Origin of the sequence: Pseudomonas leptonychotis (genome assembly GCF_004920405.1) — a bacterium.
GTDB classification, from domain to species: Bacteria; Pseudomonadota; Gammaproteobacteria; order Pseudomonadales; family Pseudomonadaceae; genus Aquipseudomonas; species Aquipseudomonas leptonychotis.
This window is the reverse complement of sequence record NZ_RFLV01000001.1, coordinates 957,696-977,998: the sequence shown is the minus strand read 5'-3', so window position 1 is coordinate 977,998 and position 20,303 is coordinate 957,696. Positions and strand designations below refer to the sequence as shown.

The window sequence follows — 20,303 nt, the reverse complement described above, 5'->3', positions numbered from 1 at the left end:
ATGGGTGTCGCTGTGCTCAACCCATCCTACGGTCTATAAACTTGTCGCAGCTAAAGCTCCTCCCACAGCCTGCATACATCTGTGGGAGGGGCTTTAGCCGCGAGCGTGTTAAACCACCGGTTTTAACAATTGCCGTACCGCTTCTGCGCTTCAATCGCCAAGCCACTGCCGATGCTGCCGAAGGTGTTGCCTTCAACATGCTGGGCATTGGGCAACATTGCCGCAACGCTCTGGCGCAGCGCTGGAATGCCGCTGGAGCCGCCGGTAAAGAACACCGTATCGACCTGCTCAACATTTACGCCGGCGTCGCTCAGCAACTGGGTGACGCTGGCGCGCACGCGCTCCAGCAGCGGCTCGATGGCATTCTCGAACAAGTCGCGGGTCAGCTCGGCGACTAGGCCGGGTTCAAGGCGGCCCAGGTCAATCGGTCGCGCATCCTGCTCGGTGAGGGCGATCTTGCTGTCCTCCACTTGCATGGCCAGCCAGTGGCCGTCGCGGCGCTCGATCAGTTGAAACAGGCGGTCGATGCCGGTGGGGTCGACGATGTCGTAGCGCATGCTTTGCAGCTGGCGCTGTGACTGCGCGGAATAGACCGCGTTGATGGTGTGCCAGGTCGCCAGATTCAGGTGGGTGCTGGTGGGCATCGGCGCGGCGCTTTTCATTCGGCTGCCATAACCGAACAGCGGCATCACACCTGCCAGCGAGAGTTGCTTATCGAAGTCGGTACCGCCGATGTGTACGCCGCCAGTGGCGAGAATGTCCTGGCTGCGGTCGGTGACGTTACGGCGCTCGGGGGCCAGGCGCACTAAGGAGAAGTCCGAGGTGCCGCCGCCGATGTCGACGATCAGCACCAGTTCTTCCTGGCTGATCCCCGACTCGTAATCGAAGGCTGCCGCAATCGGCTCGTACTGGAACGATACGTCTTTAAAGCCGAGCTTATGTGCCACGGCAACCAAGGTGTTCTGTGCTTCCAGGTCGGCCACCGGGTCGTCATCGACGAAAAACACCGGGCGGCCCAGTACCACTTCTTCAAACGGTCGGTCAGCAGCGCTTTCTGCACGCGCTTTCAACTCGCCGATAAAGAAACCGAGCAGGTCCTTGAAGGGCAAGGCGCTGCCGAGCACGGTGGTTTCGCTTTTTAGCAGCTTGCTGCCCAGTAGGCTTTTCAACGAGCGCATCAGGCGGCCTTCGTAGCCTTCCAGGTACTCGTGCAGGGCCAGGCGGCCGTAGACCGGGCGACGTTCTTCCATATTGAAGAACACCACGGACGGCAGGGTGATTTTGCCGTCTTCCAGAGGGATCAGAGTGTCGGCGTCTGGACGTAACCAGCCGACAGTGGAGTTGGAGGTGCCGAAGTCGATGCCGCAGGCGCGGGCGGGTGTAGAGAGAGTCATGCGGCGCGCTGTTCCTGAAAAATGACCGGGAGCGGTTTTGGTGTCGTGTGGCGATGGCCCGACGCGTGCGGTCATGGCTGGCAGACCAGTAACGCACCGGGCGCTGCATCGCGTGTAAGCCCCGATGGGGCAGCACATGGATGTGCCGAACACAAAAAACGGCCGCGCATTCTATGCGAGTCGTCAGGCGAATGCTGTGCTTATTGGGCTACGGCGCGACGAACGTTGTGCCGCCCAGTGTCAGACCTATCAACACGGCATAGCGGGCGGTTTTCGCCAAGCTGACGATCAGCAGAAAAACCCACAGGCGTTCGCGCATCATGCCGGCTACCAGCGTCAGGGGGTCACCGATAACGGGTACCCAGCTCAGCAGCAGCGACCAGCGGCCATAACGGGCATAGCCGCGTTGCGCTTGCAGCAGGCGCGCGTCGCTGATCGGAAACCAGGACCTGTGGCGAAAGTGCTCAAGGTAGCGCCCCAGCAGCCAGTTGAGCAGTGAGCCCAGGATGTTGCCGACGCTGGCGACGGCCAGCAGTGCCCAGGGCGAATACGCCGCGCTGAGCAGCAGGGCTACCAGCACGCTCTCCGATTGCAGCGGCAACAGGGTGGCGGCGCCCAGGGCCGAAATAAACAGCCCCAGATACGCTGAGAGCGTCAGCACCCGTGCTTGCCGGGCTGTGTCGCTTAGGGCTGCTTTTCCTGTTCAGCATTGGCCATCACGTCTTCCAGCTTGAGGCCGGTGAGGCCGTGGATGGTGCGCCACAGGAAATAGAAGATGGCCATCAGCATGATCATCGAAGGGATCGCGATCATCGGATAGCTGAGCAGGTTCATCCGCCCTAGCTCGGTGTTAAAGGCTTCGCTGCCGGCCGGGCTGATCACAATCCACTTGGCCAATACGTAGTTCATCACCGAGGAAAAGAAGAAGGTGCCGCTCAGCCAGTAAGTGGCCATAAGCAGGCGGGCGTCGAACTGTTCGGTGTTGCCAGCCTGCTCCAAGCGCTCATGGATCTTGTCGACATTGAGTACCGTTTTGTTGAACAGCATGGTGCGGATCAACGGGTAGCGCGTGCGGGTCGAGACCAGGACGGCGATGCCGATCAGCCCGGGGATCGCGGCTTCCTTAATCGCCAGCCACTGGTTATCCAGTTTAAGCAGGCCGATACCGCCGGTGAGCAGCACGCTGACCAAGCCAAGCAAGGCGATAAAGTTGAATTTGCGGTACTTGAGCAGCTCGAAACTGCCCCAGCCCAAGGGGAAGGCCAGCGCCAGCATGAGCGCCCCATCGGGCCCCAGCTTGGCCTCACCACTGAGCTTCATCAGAATCAGTGAAGGGATGATGATGCTGACCAGCAAATCGATCAGTGGACGGGGTTTGTGCGTGGCCTGAGTGCTTTGCGTGGTATCGGTCATGTCATTCAAGGTGCAGGAAAGAGACGCGATCATCGCCTGCCTGGGCGGCGGCTACCAGCCCAGCCGTCGCCTGGAGTGTGAAAAAAAATGACCAGACGTCATTTTGACCGTTGCTCAGCAACGGCCCCGAGCCTGGTATCAGCGCGAGCGAGCCAGAAAAAACCGTTATTCAATGATGCGCTGGCAGGTTCTCCCGCGGTTTTTCTGGCGGATAACCGGCGGTCCTGCATTCGGCGAGGCTAATGGACTGATGCTAAAGTGATATCAGTACCCTTGCAGTAACGCATGCAGTGCTGTTTGGTTCGGTGCCCGGCGTGACTAGGTTTTGGGAGTTATGTTGATGTGCAGTCGATTTTTGTCGAGAGACTCATTACTGATTCTTGCGCTATTAACCAGTTGGACGGCCTCGGTGTTGGCAAAGGATTGCGTGGGAGTGGTGGCGGCTAGCGCCACTCCTTTTTGGCTGCAAGTTGAAGCTGGCGCACGCCAGGCCGCCAGGGAGCAAGGGGTAGACATGTATTTTCGCGGGCCCAGCCGCGAAGGGCGGGTAGAAACGCAGCTGCAGTTGATCAACTGGGCTCTGGAGCACGGCTGCAAAGCGCTGGTTATTGCGCCCAGCGGTACTGAGATCATTCCGCGTATGCGCCAGTTGGCAGCTAATGGACTGACCACCATTTATTTTGACCGTGATCTACCCGGCAGCGCGGTGCGTGGTGTGGTGGCTACCGACAACTTTCTCGCGGGTGTGCAGGCCGGGCAAGCACTGGCGTTGGCGCTTGGTGGTCGGGGTAAGGTGGCCTTGCTGCGCTTACAGGCAGGTATACCGTCGACCAGTGAGCGTGAGCGTGGTTTCCGTCAGGGCGCGCAAGACGGCGGGCTGAGCATTCTGATTGATACCTACGTGGGTGAAGACAGCCAGGTTGCGGTGGATGCCTTGGCTGATCAGTTGCCACAGCTGGCGGGCGTGTTTACGCCCAATAGCACCAGTTCACGTGCGGTGCTGGCGGCGCTACGCCGGCTCGGTAAAGCCGGCAAGTTATTGCATGTGGGGTTCGATGCCGATGATCTGCTTCTGGATGCGTTGCGCCAGGGTGATATCCACAGCCTGATGATTCAACAAGCCCATGCCATTGGCTATCAGGCAGTCCAACTGGCGGCGCAAGGCTTGCGCGGAAAGCTCCCGCTTGAGCCGGTGAACGTGGCGCTGCAGGTTAGATTGGTGAATCGCGAAAACCTGGCGCAATGGGAGCAATCGCGGGAATCGGAGCTCTCGGCCAATCGCTAGGCTTTTGTGCGTATTAGCGCCTCAGATTCGCCGGCTGGTGGCCCCATGGCTATTTCTCATTGCGTTGTTATAACTCCGCATTTTATGTCTCGCAGGTGGTACCCATGACGTTGAGACTCTTGATCGGCATGTTGTTGCTAAGTTGTGGCACAGCGCTGCTGGCGGCTGAGTTGCGCCTGTATACCGAGGACTACCGGCCAATGAGCTTTATCGACAAGGGTGAGTTGACTGGCATGGCGGTGGAGGTGGTCGAGTTGCTGGTGCAGCGGACCGGGCAAGAGACGCGTATCGAGCTGGTGCCCTGGACCCGTGGTTACCAGCAGGTTCAGCATGAGGCCAACAGCGGACTGTTCTCTACCGTGCGCACGGCTAAGCGCGACCCCTTGTTTCAATGGGTCGGACCGATTGCGGTGGGGCACACCAGCTTCTATGCGCGACGCGGTAGTGGTTTGAAGGTGCGTACGTTGCAGGAAGTTGAGCGGCTCCAGAGCGTGGCGGTGCCCAAACAGTGGTACTCCTACGAGTACCTCAGTGATAGAGGCCTGAAAAACTTGTACGGCGTTCCCACGCCACAGCAGATGACCAAGATGTTCAAGCATGGTCGGGTAGCGCTGCTGGTGGCCAATAACTTGACCCTGGACGAGATGCTCGCGGAGCAGGGCATGCGCCGTGAGGAGGTCGAATTACAGTTCACTTTTATGGACAACAGTGCCTATATCGCCTTTTCAAAGAACACCGATCCTCAGTTGGTACAGCGTTGGCAGCAAGCGCTTGAACAAGCGACGCGTGATGGAAGCCTGCAGCGCATTCAGCAGCGCTGGTTTAGTGAGCCCTACAAGGTGCCTGGAATAGCACCGACACCTTGAGGTAATCCGGCGGCACTGAGCTAGCCTGACTGCATGGCTCGGAGATTTGATCATGCTGCTACGACATTGCCTGCTGAGCATTTTGCTGATGGGCTGCCTGGTTGACTCGGTATTGGCCGAATTGCAACTGCTCACAGAAGACGCCCCGCCAACCAGCTTTAGCCGCGATGGCGAGCTGCAAGGCTTGGCCGTGGAGGTGGTGCGTGCGTTGATAGCGCGTACGGGCGATCCTGCCAAGATCGAACTGTTGCCCTGGACGCGTGGTTATCACCTGGCTCAGCAGCAGGCAAACACGGCAATCTTCTCTACCGTGCGCACGCCGGAGCGCGAAGCCAAGTTCCAGTGGGTGGGGCCGCTGCTGATTGGCACCACCAGCTTCTACTCGCTGAAATCGCGCAATTTGCATTTTGACAGCCTGCAGCAAGCTGCCGAGAGCGGCCCGCTTGCCGTGCCGAAGCAGTGGTACACCTTTGAAACCCTAAGTGCGCGTGGTTTCAAGAATCTGTACGGGGTTACCAGCTCGAAGAATATGGTGACCATGCTCAGGCATGAGCGGGTGCAATTGATTGCCACTGAAGACCTGACCCTTGAGGACGAACTGGCCAGCGGCGGTTTACGCCCGGATCAGGTGCAGGCGCACCTGCCGTTTATGCGATCGGCCTACTACATCGCCTTCTCCCCGCAGACCGATGCGGCGCTGGTCGAGCGTTGGCGGCGCGCGTTAGATGCCATGCATCAAGATGGCAGTTTTGCCCAGATATTCCGCCGCTGGTTGCCACATGCCGAGTTGCCCACCGCTACCGAATAGCACGCCGCGCCGCATCGCCGGCCTGCTAACCTGGCGACTAGTCTGTTGTCACCTCGTTGAGCCTACTTATGCCTTCCCCAAGTCCTGCCCTGCTTGATCTTGCTGCGCGTGCCCAGTTGTTTGCCCATTTGGCGGCCATGGAAAAAGCCGGCGTGCCAGTCGAGCGGGCGTTGCTCAGCGTGCAAGTGCCAGCGCGCGCCAAGGCTGCGCTGGCCAGCTTGCAAACACAGATTGCCGGCGGTAGCGATATGGCCAGTGCCGGGCTGCGCAGTGGTTTGTTTACCCCGCTGGATAGCACCCTGCTGCGCGCCGCCCAGGCCAGTGGCTGTCTGGCGGCGATCTACCAGCGGCTGGCCGAGCGTTATAACCACCGGGCGCAACAGGCCGCTGCAATCAAATCACGCCTGCTGATGCCGGCGGCGGTGTTGGTGCTGGCGCTGTTTATCCAACCGCTGCCGACGCTGGTCGGCGGTCAACTGAGCATCGCCGGTTATCTGTGGGGCGTGCTCTGGCCGTTGCTGGTGCTGGGGGCGCTCTATGCTCTGGGCCGTGGGCTTTATCTGCGTCGCGAGCACGCACCCGCCGGCGCGGCTTCACCCCTTGATGGGATGTTGGCGAGCGTGCCGATCCTCGGTCCAGCGCTGCCGCGGCGTAATTTGCGCGATTTCTTCGACAGCCTGGGGCTGATGCTGGAGGCTGGCATGCCTATGCTTGAGGCCTTGCCCAAGGCCTGCGCGGTGATCAGCCATGCGCCGCTGCGTAAGCGTTTCAGTGCTGTTCATCTGGCGATACAGCGTGGGCACAGCCTGGCTCAGGCGCTATCCGCCCTCGACTTTCCCGGCCAGGGCTTGGCGCTTGGGCTGATTCGCACGGGGAGGCCAGCGGAACCTTGCCGGCCAGTCTGCTCAACTATGCCAGTGTAGAAAGCCAAAAACTGGATAGCCTCAACGAGCAGTTGGCCACCTGGCTGCCGCGCCTGTTGTACGCCGGGGTCATGCTGTGGATGGCCTATGGTTTACTCACCGGCGCAGGTTTTGGCCCGCGTTTGCCGGCTGAGCTGAGTTAAGAGCGTCGTGGTTTTAACGTTGAAAGGCGGGCGTAAGGCTGCAGGTCGATAATGTAGTTTTACTACATGGCTGGTTTTGTAGTTTTGCTACATAATTGCTCGCCCTAGCCGAACCTGACCAATGGTGCATTCCCATGCAAAGAGCTTCGCATCATGACTTGCGCGCGCAATTTCGTGCACTTCTCGCGTCGAATAGCTGCTATCACACCGCTTCCGTGTTCGATCCCATGGCCGCGCGTATTGCTGCTGACCTTGGATTTGAAGTGGGTATCCTGGGCGGTTCTGTAGCTTCACTACAAGTTCTGGCCGCCCCTGACTTTGCCCTGATCACGCTCAGCGAGTTCGTTGAACAGGCCACTCGGATTGGCCGCGTCAGCCGTTTGCCGGTGATTGCCGATGCCGACCATGGCTACGGCAATGCGCTGAATGTGATGCGCACTGTGGTTGAGTTGGAGCGCGCAGGGATTGCCGCGCTGACCATCGAGGACACCCTGCTGCCAGCGCAATTCGGGCGCAAGTCCACCGACCTGATCAGCATTGACGAAGGTGTTGGCAAGATCCGCGCGGCGCTGGAGGCACGGGTCGACCCGGACTTGGCCATCATCGCTCGCACCCACGCTGGCGTGCTGGCCGTGGACGAAGTGATTCGCCGCACCCAGGCTTATCAAGCGGCCGGTGCCGATGCCATCTGCATCGTCGGAGTCGAGGATTTTGACCATCTGGAGCAGATTAGTGCTGCCTTGAGCATTCCGCTGATGCTGGTCACCTACGGCAACCCCAAGCTGCGTGACAACGAGCGCCTGGCAAGCTTAGGCGTACGCATTGTGGTCAACGGTCATGCGGCCTACTTCGCGGCCATCAAGGCCACCTACGACTGCCTGCGTGAGCAGCGTGGCGCGCAGTCCAGCGACCTCAGTGCCACTGAGCTGACGCACACCTACACCCAGCCGGAGGATTACATCGTCTGGGCTGAAGAATTTATGAATGTGAAAGAGTAGGCCGCCGATCAGCTGCGCTTGTAAATAACCGTGGTGACGTCCATATCTTCTACTCAGTGCAACGTAGGTGGAGACGATTATGGCGGGCGGTTGGAGCAGTGACGGGGCGGTGCAAGAACAGATCGACAGCAGCATCGATGACGCCATTCAACGTGTGCGCAGCCAACTGCCCAGCGGGGAGAGCCTGACCCACTGTGAAGCTTGCGATGCAGTGATCCCCGAGGCCCGCCGTCAGGCGATTAAGGGCGTTCGCCTGTGTGTGGTTTGCCAAGCCGAGCACGACAAAGAGCAGGCCCAGTTCAGTGGCTATAACCGCCGTGGCAGCAAGGACAGCCAGCTGCGCTGACGGCGCGGCTTGAGCAGTTACGGCACTTTTCGGCGGTTATGGCGGTCATAGCACGGTGTATCGATGATCACGGAAGAGGTTAAGCCCATGACAATTTTTGAAGCCCTGCGCATCAGCCACGACCGTCAACGTGAGTTGGCCGAAAAAATGGTAGCGACCAGCGGCGACAGCCCTGAACGCCAAGCTCTGTTTAGCCAACTCAAAGAAGAGTTGGCCGCGCACTCGGTGGCCGAGGAGCGCCACTTCTATGTTCCGTTGCTGCAAGATGACCTGGGCGTTGATCTTTCACGGCACGCCATCGCCGAGCATCACGAGATGGATGAAATGATCGAAGGCTTGGAAGAAACCGACCTCAGCAGCCCGAGCTGGCTGGCCCAGGCCAAAGCCTTGTCGGAGAAGGTGCATCACCACCTGCATGAGGAGGAACAAAAGTTCTTCCAAATGGCCGGCAAGCTGTTGAACGAGACGCAGAAGAGCAAGCTCTCATCTGCCTACCTCAGCACCTATGATGAGCAAAAAGCTGCCGTCAGCTGAGCCGCGCTTGGCCCGCACGCCGCGTGCGGGCTTTCGCTTTACCTCACTATCAGCTTGGATAGAGAGCCCTCAGAACAGAAAGTAACGCTGCGCCATTGGCAACACATCGGCCGGCTCACACCAGAGCAACTGGCCGTCGGCTTTGACCTGATAGTTCTGTGCGTCCACCTCGATGTTCGGCAGATAATCGTTGTGGATCAGGTCAGTCTTCTGCACCTCACGACAGCCTTTGACCACGCCAATCTTCTTCTTCAAGCCGAGCTGCTCGGGTACTCCTGCATCGAATGCGGCCTGGCTGATAAAGGTGAAGCTGGTGGCGTGACGGCTGCCGCCATAGCTGGCAAACATCGGCCGGTAATGTACGGGTTGCGGGGTTGGGATCGAGGCGTTGGCGTCGCCCATCAGGCTGGCGGCAATCGCGCCGCCCTTCAAAATAAGCGTCGGTTTTACGCCGAAAAACGCCGGACGCCAGAGCACCAGATCCGCCCATTTACCCACTTCAATCGAGCCCACTTCATGGCTGATGCCGTGGGTGATCGCCGGGTTGATGGTGTACTTGGCGATATAGCGTTTAACCCGGAAGTTGCTGTTGCCTGCACCGTCGCCAGGCAGCGGGCCGCGCTGCTTGTGCATCTTGTCGGCGGTCTGCCAGGTGCGCGTGATCACCTCACCGACGCGGCCCATGGCCTGGCTGTCAGAGCTGATCATCGAGAAGGCGCCGAGGTCATGCAGGATGTCTTCGGCGGCGATGGTTTCACGGCGGATGCGCGATTCGGCAAAGGCCACGTCCTCGGCGATGCTCGGGTCGAGGTGGTGACAAACCATCAGCATGTCGAGGTGCTCGTCGATGGTGTTGCGGGTGAACGGCCGGGTCGGGTTGGTCGAGCTGGGCAGCACATTAGGAAAGCCGCAGGCCTTGATGATGTCCGGTGCATGACCGCCGCCCGCACCCTCGGTGTGATAGGTGTGAATGGTGCGGCCTTTGAACGCGGCCAGGGTGGTTTCGACAAAGCCGGATTCGTTGAGCGTGTCGGTGTGAATCGCTACTTGCACGTCGTATTGGTCCGCGACGCTCAGGCAGTTGTCGATGGCGGCCGGTGTAGTGCCCCAGTCTTCGTGCAATTTCAGGCCAATGGCGCCGGCTTTGACTTGTTCAATCAGCGGCTCTGGCAGCGAGGCGTTGCCTTTGCCGGTAAAGCCGAGGTTCATCGGGAAGGCGTCAGCGGCTTGCAGCATGCGCGCCATATGCCAGGGGCCCGGCGTGCAGGTGGTGGCGTTAGTGCCGGTGGCCGGCCCGGTGCCGCCGCCGATCATGGTGGTCACGCCACTCATCAAGGCCTCTTCGATCTGCTGTGGGCAGATAAAGTGAATATGACTGTCGATGCCGCCGGCGGTGAGGATCATGCCCTCACCGGCGATGACCTCGGTGCCGGCGCCGATGGCGATGGTGACGTCGGGCTGAATGTCCGGGTTGCCGGCTTTGCCGATGGCGGCGATGCGGCCATCCTTGAGGCCTACGTCGGCTTTGACGATGCCCCAGTGATCGATGATCAGCGCGTTGGTGATCAGGGTGTCGACCACATCAGCGGCGCAGAGTTGGCCCTGGCCCATGCCGTCGCGGATCACTTTGCCGCCGCCGAATTTCACTTCCTCGCCGTAGGTGGTGAAGTCTTTCTCTACTTCGATCCACAGCTCTGTGTCGGCCAGGCGCACCTTGTCGCCGACGGTGGGGCCGAACATATCGGCATAGGCTTGGCGGGAAATTTTCATCAATAAAGTCCTGACACAGTGTGTTCGCTGTCGTGCTGTGGGAGGGGCTTTAGCCGCGATACGTTGGCGTCGCGACTAAAGCCCCTCCCACAGGCCCTGTATGCGTGCGTTTAATCCAAGTCGCCCATGACTCGGCCGGCAAAGCCGAACACCCGGCGCTGCCCGGCGAGATCGACCAGTTCGACTTCACGGCTTTGGCCCGGCTCGAAGCGCACCGCCGTGCCGGCCGGAATATTCAGGCGCATACCGCGCGTGGGCTCGCGCTCAAACGCCAGTGCGTCGTTGGTCTCGAAAAAGTGAAAGTGCGAGCCGACCTGAATCGGTCGGTCGCCGCTGTTGGCGACGTTCAACGTCAAGGTGCGGCGGCCGGCATTGAGTTCAATCTCGCCGTCCTGGATCTGGTATTCACCGGGAATCATTGATGGGGCCTCGACAAGGTTTTGTAGTAGATGGCGTTGGCCCGGTAGGTACCGTCCGGGCCGCAGGCGTAATCGGGTAGGCCGCCGATGCAGCTGTAGCCCCGTGCCTGGTAGAAGGCTTCGGCGTCGCTGCCGGCTTCGGTGTCCAGGTACAACAAGCCGCGTTGCAGCTCGGCCGCTGCGCTTTCCAGGTGTTGCATTAGGCTGTTGGCGATGCTGCGGCGGCGCGCGTTGCTGTGTACCAGCAGCTTCTGCACTTCGGCGCGGTTGAGGCCGTTGGGTTTCTGGCACAGCAGCAGTTGCACGCTGCCCAGTACCTGGCCCTGTTCCAGGGCCAGCCAGAGCAGGTAAGTGCCGTCGCGCAGCCCGACTAGAACTTGGTCGAAATAGGTGTTGGCCGCGTCAGCATCGAGGTCGGCGAGAAAACCCACTGAGGCGCCATGCGCGACGGAGTCGAGCAGCAGGGCTAGCAGGCCTTGGCGATACGACTCAAAGTCAGCCGCGTCGAGACGCTCGATGCTCAGCATCAGGACGCACTCTTTTCGGGGCTAAGCATCAGTTGCATAAAGGTGAGGTCGAGCCAGCGGCCGAACTTACGGCCTACTTGCGGCATTTGTCCGCTGGTCACAAAACCCAGGCGCTCGTGCAGGCGGATCGAGGCGCTGTTGCCGCTCTCGATGGCGGCGACCATCACGTGCAGGCCTGCCGCTTGCGCGCGCTTGATCAGCGCCTGCATCAGCTGCGGGCCGAGGCCCTGGCCGCGTTGATCGCTGCGCACATACACCGAGTGTTCGACGGTATGGCGGAAGCCTTCGATGGCGCGCCAGGTGCCGTAGCTGGCGTAGCCGACAACCATGCCAGCAGCGTCATGCGCGACCAGTACCGGGAAGCCGGCAGCACTACGCTCAGCAAACCATGCTTGGCGATTGCTGAGGTCGACCAGCGTTTCGTTCCAGATCGCCGTGGTGTTTTCGACGGCATCGTTATAGATAGCGAGGATGGCGGGCAGGTCGGTGGCTGTGGCGTCTTGGATCTTCATTGGCTGTTCCTGGAGTCCATTCAAGGTCGGTGCAAGCGCCGCTCAGGCGATCGGTTGGTGGACGGTGACCAGCTTGGTGCCATCCGGGAAGGTCGCTTCTACTTGGATTTCTGGGATCATCTCCGGGATGCCTTCCATCACCTGATCGCGGCTGAGCAGGGTGGTGCCGAAGTGCATCAGGTCCGCCACGGTTTGGCCGTCGCGGGCGCCTTCCAGCAGGGCGGCAGAGATATAGGCCATGGCTTCCGGGTAGTTGAGTTTCACCCCGCGTGCTAGGCGGCGTTCGGCGACTAAGCCGGCGGTGAAAATCAGCAGTTTGTCTTTTTCGCGGGGTGTCAGGTCCATCGTTTTGCTCCGTTCGTAGGGTGGATGTCGTTTTTCACATCCACCTGTTGGTGGTGGACAAGGCTGCGCGATTGTCCACCCTACGTGCTCCAGATTCTTGGGGGGACGGCTCTGCGGCCGAGCAATTCAGGACGCAGCAGACGCCAGAGTTCGATCAGCCAGGCGCGCGCATGCAGCGCTTCGTTGGCCAGGCAGCGGGCCACCAGCAGGCCCGGCAGTTGGGTCAGGTCGCCGCGTACCGCTGTGGTCAGATTGCGGCAGCGCTCGAGTAATTCGCTGTCGATTTCACCACTGATCAGCAGGGTGGCAAATACCGGCTTGCCGTCCAGACCGATGGGCGAGTCGAGCAAGCCATCGCCACCGGTCACGCGCTGGCGTTCGTGCCAAAGCAGTTGGCCGTCGCGGCGAATATTCAGCTCAGCCTGGAAGTGCCCGGCGTCGAAGCGTTCGCCACTGGCCGGACGGCCGAGGGCGATGATGTCCCAGTACAGCAGCTTGGCATCGCCCGCTAAGTCGATCTCGGTGGTGATCTCCGCTTGGGCGCCGGCGTAGACGATGGTTTCCTGCGGCAGCCATTCCAGGGTGGCGCCGGCGGCAACGCGCAGGTTGAGCTGCTGGTAGGCCGGGCCGGCAGCGCGGTACCACTTGGCCGCGCCGGGGCTGGTCAGTTGGGCCCAGGCGTTGGCACCGACCGTGGCGCAAATATCCAAGCGGTCACCGCCGGCGATGCCGCCGGGCGGGTGCACGATGATGTGCTGGCACACTTCTGGGCCTTCGGCGTACAGGTGCTTTTGCACCCGCAGCGGGCCTTTATGCCGGCGCAGAGTGGGCCGGGTAGCGTCGCCGTCGCGGCCGTAGGCCAGCTCCAGTTCGGCCTGCCAGCTTGGGGTGAATAGGCTTGCGGGGGCGTTCATGCGCTCACCTTATTACGCCGTTGCCACCAGCTTTGGCCGGCGGAATACAGGGTCAGTAGCGCTAGACCTAGACTGACCAGCAGCCACCATTGCAGGTGCATGCCGTAGTAGGGCGGTGCGTGCATAAAGCCGCTCAGCCAGAACCCGGCTATCGCCAGCGCGAGCAGGCTGGCGCACAGGGCGCGGCCCCACGAACGGCAATAGGAGCCGGGGCGTAGCACGGCCAACAGCAGCAGGCACTCGGCCAGGATAATCGCGCAGAAGGTCAGCACCGCCTGTCGGGGGTAGTCGGGGTCGACGCCTGGCGGCAGATGGCGGAGCATCCAGTAGTCAGGCATAAAGCCGCCCCAGACGACCATGCTCAGGCCAGCTATTGCGGTGAGTGGCAGAAGCAGGTGGCGCCAGATCATTATTGGGTACTCGGGCCATAAGCGAAGCGCCGATTATGCGCAAAGTGCAGGCTCGGCGTCGCCATTCAGATCGCAACCAATCCGCGCACGCCATCGGCTTCCATGCTTTCACCGCGACCTTGCTGGACAACTTCACCGCGGCTCATCACCAGGTACTGGTCGGCCAGTTCGGCGGCAAAGTCATAGAACTGCTCAACCAGCAGGATGGCCATGTCGCCGCGTTCGGCGAGCTTCTTAATCACCACGCCGATCTCTTTGATCACCGACGGCTGAATGCCTTCGGTGGGTTCATCGAGAATCAACAGGCGTGGCTTGCTCGCCAGTGCACGGCCAATCGCCAGCTGCTGCTGCTGCCCGCCGGAGAGGTCGCCGCCACGGCGCTGCTTCATCTCGCGCAGCACCGGGAACAGTTCGTAGATAAATTCCGGCACCACTTTGGCGTCGCTGCCAGGGAAGCGTGACAGCCCCATCAGCAGGTTCTCTTCTACGGTCAGGCGGCCAAAGATCTCCCGGCCTTGGGGTACGTAGGCGATGCCGGCGTGCACGCGCTGGTGCGACTTGAGGTTTGTGATGGCCTTGCCTTCCCATTGCACCGCGCCTTCTTTGGCCGGAATCAGACCCATCAGGCATTTCAGCAGGGTGGTCTTGCCCACGCCGTTGCGCCCAAGCAGGCAGGTGACTTCGCCGACCTTGGCCTCGAATGACAGGCCGCGCAGGATATGGCTGCCGCCGTAGTACTGATGCAGTTGTTCAACTTGCAGCATGTCGATGTCCTTGTTTCTGCGTAGGGTGGATGGGTTTTTATCCATCCACCGTGCGGTGTTCTTGGTGGATGAGAAAAGCGTCATCCACCCTACGTCTGTGTTGTGGGAGGGGTTTTAGCTGCGACGCTTTTGATCATTAAGCGCTCGCGGCTAAGGCCCCTCCTACAGGTATGCATTGCCCACCCAACTGCCTGGTCAGCGGCCGAGATACACCTCGATCACTCGCTCGTCGGCCTGCACCTGCTCCAGTGAGCCTTCGGCCAGTACGCTGCCTTGGTGCAGCACGGTGACGTGGTCGGCGATGCTGCCGACGAAGCCCATGTCGTGCTCGACCACCATCAGCGAATGCTTACGCGCCAGCGACTTGAACAGCTCGGCGGTGAACTCGGTTTCGGCGTCGGTCATACCGGCTACTGGCTCATCCAGCAGCAGCAGTTGTGGGTCTTGCACCAGCAGCATGCCGATCTCGAGAAACTGCTTCTGGCCGTGGGAGAGCAAGCCGGCTGGGCGTTGCCGTGAGCTGTCCAGGCGGATGGTGTTGAGCACTTCGTCGATGCGGTCTTTCTGCTCGCCGGTCAGTTTGGCGCGCAGGCTGGCCCACACCGATTTATTGGTTTTCTGCGCCAGCTCCAGGTTTTCGAACACGCTGAGCGCCTCGAACACCGTGGGCTTCTGGAACTTGCGACCGATGCCGGATTGAGCAATTGCCACCTCGCTCATCTGGGTGAGGTCGAGGGTTTCGCCGAAGTAGGCGACGCCGTTGTCGGGGCGGGTCTTACCGGTGATCACGTCCATCATGGTGGTTTTGCCGGCGCCGTTAGGGCCGATGATGCAACGCAGTTCGCCGACGCCGATGTACAGGGTCAGGTTGGTCAGCGCCTTGAAACCATCGAAGCTGACGTTGATGTCTTCCAGGGTCAGGATGGTGCCGTGGCGGGTGTTCAAACCCTTGTTGGCCAGGCTGCTGGCGCCAATTGCATCGCGGCTACTGCCGGCGGGATCAAAGGCCGGTTCGAGCATGGTTTCGGGTACGGGTGTGGCTCTCATTGTTCTTTGCCCTTTTTCAGAAGACCAATCACGCCTTGGGGCAGAAACAGCGTCACGACGATAAACAGGAAACCCAGGGCGAACAGCCAGTATTCGGGGAAGGCCACGGTGAACCAGCTCTTCATGCCATTGACCAAGCCGGCACCAAGCAGCGGGCCGATCAGCGTGCCGCGCCCGCCCAAGGCAACCCAAACGGCGGCCTCGATGGAGTTGGTCGGCGACATTTCGCTGGGGTTGATGATGCCCACCTGCGGCACATACAACGCGCCGGCCAGGCCGCACAGCACCGCGCTCAATACCCAGATAAACAGCTTGTAGCCGCGCGGGTCGTAGCCGCAGAACATCAGGCGGTTCTCTGCATCGCGTAGCGCCGTGAGCACCCGACCGAATTTGCTGCGCGCCAGCGTCCAGCCCAGGTACAGGCTGGCCACCAACAGTGCGACGGTGGCGAGGAACAGCACTGCGCGGGTGTGCGCCGAGGTGATGTCGAAGCCCAGAATCGTCCTGAAATTGGTAAAGCCGTTGTTGCCTCCAAAGCCGGTTTCGTTGCGAAAGAACAGCAGCATGCCGGCGAAGGTCAGGGCCTGGGTTATGATCGAGAAATACACGCCCTTGATCCGCGATTTGAAGGCGAAGTAGCCGAACACCAGTGCCAGCAAACCGGGCGCCAAAACCACCAAGCACAGCGCCCAGAGGAAGTTACTGGTGCCGTACCAATACCAGGGCAACTCAGTCCAGGCGAGGAAGCTCATAAAAGCTGGCAAGCCGTCACCCGCGGCTTCGCGCATCAGGTACATGCCCATGGCGTAACCGCCGAGGGCAAAGAACAGGCCGTGACCGAGCGACAACAAGCCGGCATATCCCCAGACCAGATCGAGCGCCAGGGCGACGATGCAATAGCAAAGGATCTTGCCGACCAGAGTCAGGCTATAGGCGGAGATATGCAGGGCGTTGTCCGCCGGCAGCAGGTGCAGCAGCGGCATGGCGATCAGTACCGCCAGCACCAGTAAGCCGATGGCAATCGAGACCTGCGGGCCGAGCTTGGCGCTGGCGCGGGCCAGCAGCGTTTGGTTAAGGGGCATAGTCATCAGTCGATCACCCGTCCTTTCAAAGCAAACAGACCTTGCGGGCGTTTCTGAATAAACAGAATGATCAGCGCGAGGATGAGAATTTTGCCGAGTACGGCACCAATCTGCGGTTCGAGAATCTTGTTGGCGATGCCCAGGCCAAAGGCAGCCATGACGCTACCGGCCAGTTGGCCGACGCCGCCGAGGACCACCACCAGGAAGGAGTCGATGATGTAGCTCTGGCCGAGGTCCGGGCCGACGTTGCCGATCTGGCTCAGGGCCACGCCACCGAGGCCGGCGATGCCGGAGCCGAGGCCGAAGGCGAGCATGTCCACCTGGCCGGTTGGGACGCCGCAGCAGGCGGCCATGTTGCGGTTCTGGGTGACGGCGCGCACGTTGAGGCCCAGGCGGGTTTTGTTCAGCAGCAGCCAGGTCAGCAGCACCACAAACAGGGCGAAACCGATAATGACGATGCGGTTATACGGCAGCACCAGATTCGGCAGCACCTGGATGCCGCCCGACAGCCAATACGGATTGGCCACCTCAACGTTCTGCGCACCGAACACCACGCGTACCAGCTGGATCAGGATCAGGCTGATGCCCCAAGTGGCCAGCAGGGTTTCCAGCGGACGACCGTAGAGGTAACGAATCACCGTGCGCTCAAGGGCCATGCCGATGGCAGCGGTGACGAAGAACGCGACTGGCAGCGCGACTAACGGGTACAGCGCGAGGGCCTCGGGGGCGAAGCGCTGGAACATCACCTGCACCATGTAGGTGGAGTAGGCGCCGAGCATCAGCATCTCGCCGTGGGCCATGTTGATCACCCCGAGCAGGCCGAAGGTGATGGCCAGGCCCAGCGCCGCGAGCAGCAGGATCGAACCCAGCGAAAGGCCGCTGAATGCCTGACCGAGCAGTTCGCCGACCAGCAGTTTGCGTTTAACCTGAGCCAGGCTGGTTTCGGCAGCGGTGCGTACTGCGGCATCGCTTTCTACCGCTGGATCCAGCAGGGTCTCCAGGCGAGTGCGCGCCAGTGGGTCACCGGTTTCACCGAGCAAGCGCACGGCAGCCAAACGCACGGCGGGATCGCTGTCGACCAGTTGCAGGTTGGCCAGGGCCAAAGTCAGGGAATCGCGTACCGCATCATCGCTTTCGCTGGCGACCTGGGCGTTAAGCAATTGCAGCTGCGCCGGCTTGGCGCTTTTCTGCAATTGCTGAGCAGCGGCCAGGCGCAGCGCTGGATCGTCTGCCAGCAGCTGGTGGCTGGCCATGGCGGTGATAATCAGGCCGCGCAGGCGGTTATTCAGGCGCAGTTTGCGCGGGGTTTGCGTGGCTACAGCGTCGCCTTCGGCGGGTTGGTACTGGCCGTCCGTTTCGATAAAGGCGTGCTTGGCACTGTCGGCAGCGACGCGGCCTTGTTGCAGTGCTTCAAGCAGCGGCAGGCGAGCGGCATCGGGAGCGGCAGACCATTGCGCCAGCAGGCTGGCCTGCTTGGACGGGTTGGCCGCGACAAAGTCATTGGCGTCGCCTGCTTGGGCGGTCAGAGGCAGCATCAGCAGCAGGCTGAGCAGAATTCGGGTAAAGGCAGTGGGCATAAAGGACAGTCCTTCGAGGGAGGTCGTAGCCCGGATGTAATCCGGGGCGGCCTTTCCCGGATTGCATCCGGGCTACAGGCAGCGGGCAAACCCACTCGCTGGCTGCTCCCCCGTGTAGCGGAGAGCGCCAGAGGGCGGGGGTTGCCTTAGTTCGACTTCACCGCGTAATCCGGCTTCTTGTCGTTGCCTTCGATGTATGGGCTCCATGGCTGCGCGCGCAGCGGGCCTTCGGTCTGCCACACCACCGAGAACTGCCCGTCTTCCTGCACTTCACCGATCATCACTGGCTTGTGCAGGTGATGGTTGGTCTTGTCCATGGTCAGGGTGTAACCGCTTGGCGCGGCGAAGGTCTGACCGGCGAGGGCGTCACGCACCTTGTCGACGTCTGTGGTGCCGGCTTTCTCAACCGCCTGGGCCCACATGTTGATGCCCACATAAGTGGCTTCCATCGGGTCGTTGGTCACGGCCTTATCGGCGCCTGGCAGGTTTTTGGCCTTGGCGTAGGCCTTCCACTTGTTGACGAACTCGGTGTTGACCGGGTTTTCCACGGACTGGAAGTAGTTCCACGCCGCCAGTTGGCCGACCAGTGGCTTGGTGTCGATGCCGCGCAGTTCTTCTTCGCCCACCGAGAAGGCCACCACTGGGATGTCGGTGGCTTCGATGCCCTGGTTGGCCAGTTCTTTGTAGAACGGCACGTTGGAGTCACCGTTAACGGTGGAGATCACTGCGGTTTTGCCGCCGGCGGAGAACTTCTTGATGTTGGCGACGATGGTTTGGTAATCGCTATGGCCGAACGGGGTGTAGACCTCTTCGATGTCTTTTTCGGCGACGCCTTTGCTGACGAGGAAACTGCGCAGGATCTTGTTGGTGGTGCGCGGATAAACGTAGTCGGTGCCGAGCAGGAAGTAGCGCTTGGCTGCGCCGCCGTCTTCGCTCATCAGGTATTCAACTGCGGGAATGGCCTGCTGGTTTGGCGCGGCGCCGGTGTAGAAGACGTTAGGCGACATCTCTTCGCCTTCGTACTGCACGGGGTAGAACAGCAGGCCGTTGAGTTCTTCGAATACCGGCAATACGGATTTGCGCGACACGCTGGTCCAGCAGCCGAAGACCACATCGACTTTGTCCTGGGTCAGCAGCTGGCGGCCTTTTTCCGCGAACAGCGGCCAGTTGGAGGCGGGGTCAACCACTACGGCTTCAAGTTGTTTGCCATTCACGCCGCCCTTGGCGTTGATTTCGTCGATGGTCATCAACGCCATGTCTTTCAATGAAGTTTCCGAAATGGCCATGGTGCCGGACAGCGAGTGCAGGATGCCGACCTTGATGGTCTCGGCGGCTTGCACGGTCCAGGTCATGCCCATGGCGGCGATGGATGCGGAAAGGGTGAAGGCCTTGATCAGATTACGACGTTGCATGGTGCGATCTCCATTCACGAACTTAAGTGTTTGAGCTGCTGGTTTTAGTTGTTTATTTGGCAGTTGAAACAGGGCCGATTCTTAAGGCTTCACCGCTGGTGTTGGCATGCTGCGCTGACGCGCGTTATGCAGCATGTGCAGGGTGATGGTGTGCACTTGTGCCTTGCTGACCTCTATATGGGTCTTGAGCAATAGCTGTGCCTCTTCGCTCCGACGCGCCAAAATCGCTTCGATAATTTTTCCGTGCTCAGCATAAGTAGCGGCTACGCGCGGGCTTTGGGTGAAGTCCAGGCGCCTGATAATGCGGATCTTCTCGCTGACTTCGGCGTGTAGGCGGGCCATTTCGCGGTTGCCAGTGGCCTCGACCAACAGGCAGTGAGAACGCTCATCGAGCTGCGAGACTTCACGGCCGTCCTGCAAACGCTGCTCGGGTTGCACCAACCAGGTGCGCTTGAGTTGCTCCAGTGCGGCGGGATGCTCATCTTGGGTGCGTGCACACAAACGTCGCACGGCTTCCAGTTCGAGCACGATGCGCACCTCGTAGAGTTCCGCGAAGTGTTCAAAATCGAACGGCTTAACCTGCCAGCCGCTGCGGAAATACACCTGCAGGTAGCCCTCGCGTTGCAGGCGATACAGCGCCTGACGCACGGGGGTGCGGCTGACGGCCATGCGCTCGGCGATTTCACCTTCGGAGAAACGGTCGCCTGGCAGCAGGCGGAATTCGAAGATGTCGTCTTTGAGCTGCAGGTAGATGCGCTCGGCGAGATTCCCCGCACGCTCCTTGGCAGCTTGTGGCACGGCGTTCAGTGGCATC

General features: G+C 60.7%; 24 protein-coding genes. 8 read left to right on the top strand and 16 right to left on the bottom strand.

The features are described 5' to 3' along the window. Positions 1-122: 122 nt before the first annotated feature. The 3 genes from D8779_RS04460 to D8779_RS04450 all read right to left on the bottom strand — a co-directional run bounded on the left by D8779_RS04460 (position 123) and on the right by D8779_RS04450 (position 2,807). Positions 123-1,394 carry an Hsp70 family protein gene (locus D8779_RS04460; RefSeq protein ID WP_136663248.1) on the bottom strand — a complete coding sequence of 424 codons (1,272 nt, stop codon included), beginning with the start codon at positions 1,392-1,394 and terminating at the stop codon, positions 123-125. Between the two features lie 208 nt (positions 1,395-1,602). Then, entirely contained in the window at positions 1,603-2,055 is a 453-nt protein-coding gene (locus tag D8779_RS04455; protein WP_136663247.1) for a YqaA family protein, read from the bottom strand. Positions 2,056-2,078: 23 nt separating this feature from the next. After that, positions 2,079-2,807 (bottom strand): VC0807 family protein, encoded by a 729-nt coding sequence (locus D8779_RS04450; protein WP_136664422.1) that lies wholly within the window; start codon positions 2,805-2,807, stop codon positions 2,079-2,081. 334 nt (positions 2,808-3,141) lie between these two features. On the opposite strand from D8779_RS04450, the gene D8779_RS04445 reads away from it, so the two are divergent. From D8779_RS04445 to D8779_RS04415, 8 genes are all read left to right on the top strand, one after another. After that, positions 3,142-4,092 (top strand): substrate-binding domain-containing protein, encoded by a 951-nt coding sequence (locus tag D8779_RS04445; RefSeq protein WP_136663246.1) that lies wholly within the window; start codon positions 3,142-3,144, stop codon positions 4,090-4,092. A 104-nt stretch (positions 4,093-4,196) separates the two neighbouring features. Further along, positions 4,197-4,958, top strand: a complete 762-nt coding sequence (locus D8779_RS04440; RefSeq protein ID WP_136663245.1) for a substrate-binding periplasmic protein — start codon at positions 4,197-4,199, stop codon at positions 4,956-4,958. Positions 4,959-5,010: 52 nt separating this feature from the next. Then, the gene (locus D8779_RS04435) at positions 5,011-5,766 is read left to right on the top strand and encodes a substrate-binding periplasmic protein (RefSeq protein ID WP_136663244.1); all 756 of its coding nucleotides are present in this window, start codon (positions 5,011-5,013) and stop codon (positions 5,764-5,766) included. Positions 5,767-5,834: 68 nt separating this feature from the next. Then, positions 5,835-6,689: a type II secretion system F family protein gene (locus D8779_RS04430; protein WP_240789679.1), complete on the top strand. Its 855-nt coding sequence runs from the start codon at positions 5,835-5,837 to the stop codon at positions 6,687-6,689. After that, complete coding sequence (locus D8779_RS20765) at positions 6,656-6,832, top strand: hypothetical protein (protein WP_240789678.1); 177 nt, start codon at positions 6,656-6,658, stop codon at positions 6,830-6,832. The genes D8779_RS04430 and D8779_RS20765 overlap by 34 nt, the downstream gene beginning before the upstream one ends. Positions 6,833-6,966: 134 nt before the next feature. Beyond that, the gene (locus tag D8779_RS04425) at positions 6,967-7,830 is read left to right on the top strand and encodes an isocitrate lyase/PEP mutase family protein (RefSeq protein WP_136663243.1); all 864 of its coding nucleotides are present in this window, start codon (positions 6,967-6,969) and stop codon (positions 7,828-7,830) included. 79 nt (positions 7,831-7,909) lie between these two features. Then, positions 7,910-8,176, top strand: a complete 267-nt coding sequence (locus D8779_RS04420) for a DksA/TraR family C4-type zinc finger protein (protein WP_136663242.1) — start codon at positions 7,910-7,912, stop codon at positions 8,174-8,176. Positions 8,177-8,263: 87 nt separating this feature from the next. Continuing rightward, positions 8,264-8,710 carry a hemerythrin domain-containing protein gene (locus tag D8779_RS04415; RefSeq protein ID WP_136663241.1) on the top strand — a complete coding sequence of 149 codons (447 nt, stop codon included), beginning with the start codon at positions 8,264-8,266 and terminating at the stop codon, positions 8,708-8,710. A gap of 69 nt (positions 8,711-8,779) precedes the next feature. Here D8779_RS04415 and ureC read toward each other — a convergent pair whose 3' ends face one another. From ureC to D8779_RS04350, 13 genes are all read right to left on the bottom strand, one after another. After that, on the bottom strand, positions 8,780-10,480 hold the full coding sequence (ureC, locus tag D8779_RS04410; protein ID WP_136663240.1) for an urease subunit alpha: 1,701 nt from the start codon (positions 10,478-10,480) through the stop codon (positions 8,780-8,782). A gap of 110 nt (positions 10,481-10,590) precedes the next feature. Then, entirely contained in the window at positions 10,591-10,899 is a 309-nt protein-coding gene (locus D8779_RS04405) for an urease subunit beta (protein ID WP_136663239.1), read from the bottom strand. After that, positions 10,896-11,426, bottom strand: coding sequence for a GNAT family N-acetyltransferase (locus tag D8779_RS04400; RefSeq protein WP_136663238.1), 531 nt, complete (start codon positions 11,424-11,426; stop codon positions 10,896-10,898). The genes D8779_RS04405 and D8779_RS04400 overlap by 4 nt, the downstream gene beginning before the upstream one ends. Then, positions 11,426-11,938 (bottom strand): GNAT family N-acetyltransferase, encoded by a 513-nt coding sequence (locus D8779_RS04395; protein ID WP_136663237.1) that lies wholly within the window; start codon positions 11,936-11,938, stop codon positions 11,426-11,428. The genes D8779_RS04400 and D8779_RS04395 overlap by 1 nt, the downstream gene beginning before the upstream one ends. Positions 11,939-11,980: 42 nt before the next feature. Beyond that, positions 11,981-12,283: an urease subunit gamma gene (ureA, locus tag D8779_RS04390; RefSeq protein ID WP_136663236.1), complete on the bottom strand. Its 303-nt coding sequence runs from the start codon at positions 12,281-12,283 to the stop codon at positions 11,981-11,983. Between the two features lie 80 nt (positions 12,284-12,363). After that, entirely contained in the window at positions 12,364-13,197 is an 834-nt protein-coding gene (locus D8779_RS04385; protein WP_136663235.1) for an urease accessory protein UreD, read from the bottom strand. Beyond that, positions 13,194-13,607: a hypothetical protein gene (locus D8779_RS04380; RefSeq protein WP_136663234.1), complete on the bottom strand. Its 414-nt coding sequence runs from the start codon at positions 13,605-13,607 to the stop codon at positions 13,194-13,196. Before D8779_RS04380 ends, D8779_RS04385 begins: the two co-directional genes overlap by 4 nt. Before the next feature lie 65 nt (positions 13,608-13,672). After that, entirely contained in the window at positions 13,673-14,371 is a 699-nt protein-coding gene (gene urtE / locus D8779_RS04375) for an urea ABC transporter ATP-binding subunit UrtE (protein ID WP_136663233.1), read from the bottom strand. A 195-nt stretch (positions 14,372-14,566) separates the two neighbouring features. After that, positions 14,567-15,418, bottom strand: a complete 852-nt coding sequence (gene urtD / locus D8779_RS04370) for an urea ABC transporter ATP-binding protein UrtD (protein WP_136663232.1) — start codon at positions 15,416-15,418, stop codon at positions 14,567-14,569. Beyond that, positions 15,415-16,506, bottom strand: coding sequence for an urea ABC transporter permease subunit UrtC (urtC, locus tag D8779_RS04365; RefSeq protein WP_136663231.1), 1,092 nt, complete (start codon positions 16,504-16,506; stop codon positions 15,415-15,417). Before urtC ends, urtD begins: the two co-directional genes overlap by 4 nt. Beyond that, the gene (gene urtB / locus D8779_RS04360) at positions 16,506-18,077 is read right to left on the bottom strand and encodes an urea ABC transporter permease subunit UrtB (RefSeq protein WP_136663230.1); all 1,572 of its coding nucleotides are present in this window, start codon (positions 18,075-18,077) and stop codon (positions 16,506-16,508) included. Before urtB ends, urtC begins: the two co-directional genes overlap by 1 nt. Positions 18,078-18,223: 146 nt before the next feature. After that, positions 18,224-19,489, bottom strand: coding sequence for an urea ABC transporter substrate-binding protein (gene urtA, locus D8779_RS04355; protein WP_136663229.1), 1,266 nt, complete (start codon positions 19,487-19,489; stop codon positions 18,224-18,226). 81 nt (positions 19,490-19,570) lie between these two features. After that, entirely contained in the window at positions 19,571-20,302 is a 732-nt protein-coding gene (locus tag D8779_RS04350) for a GntR family transcriptional regulator (protein WP_136663228.1), read from the bottom strand. Position 20,303 lies beyond the last annotated feature (1 nt).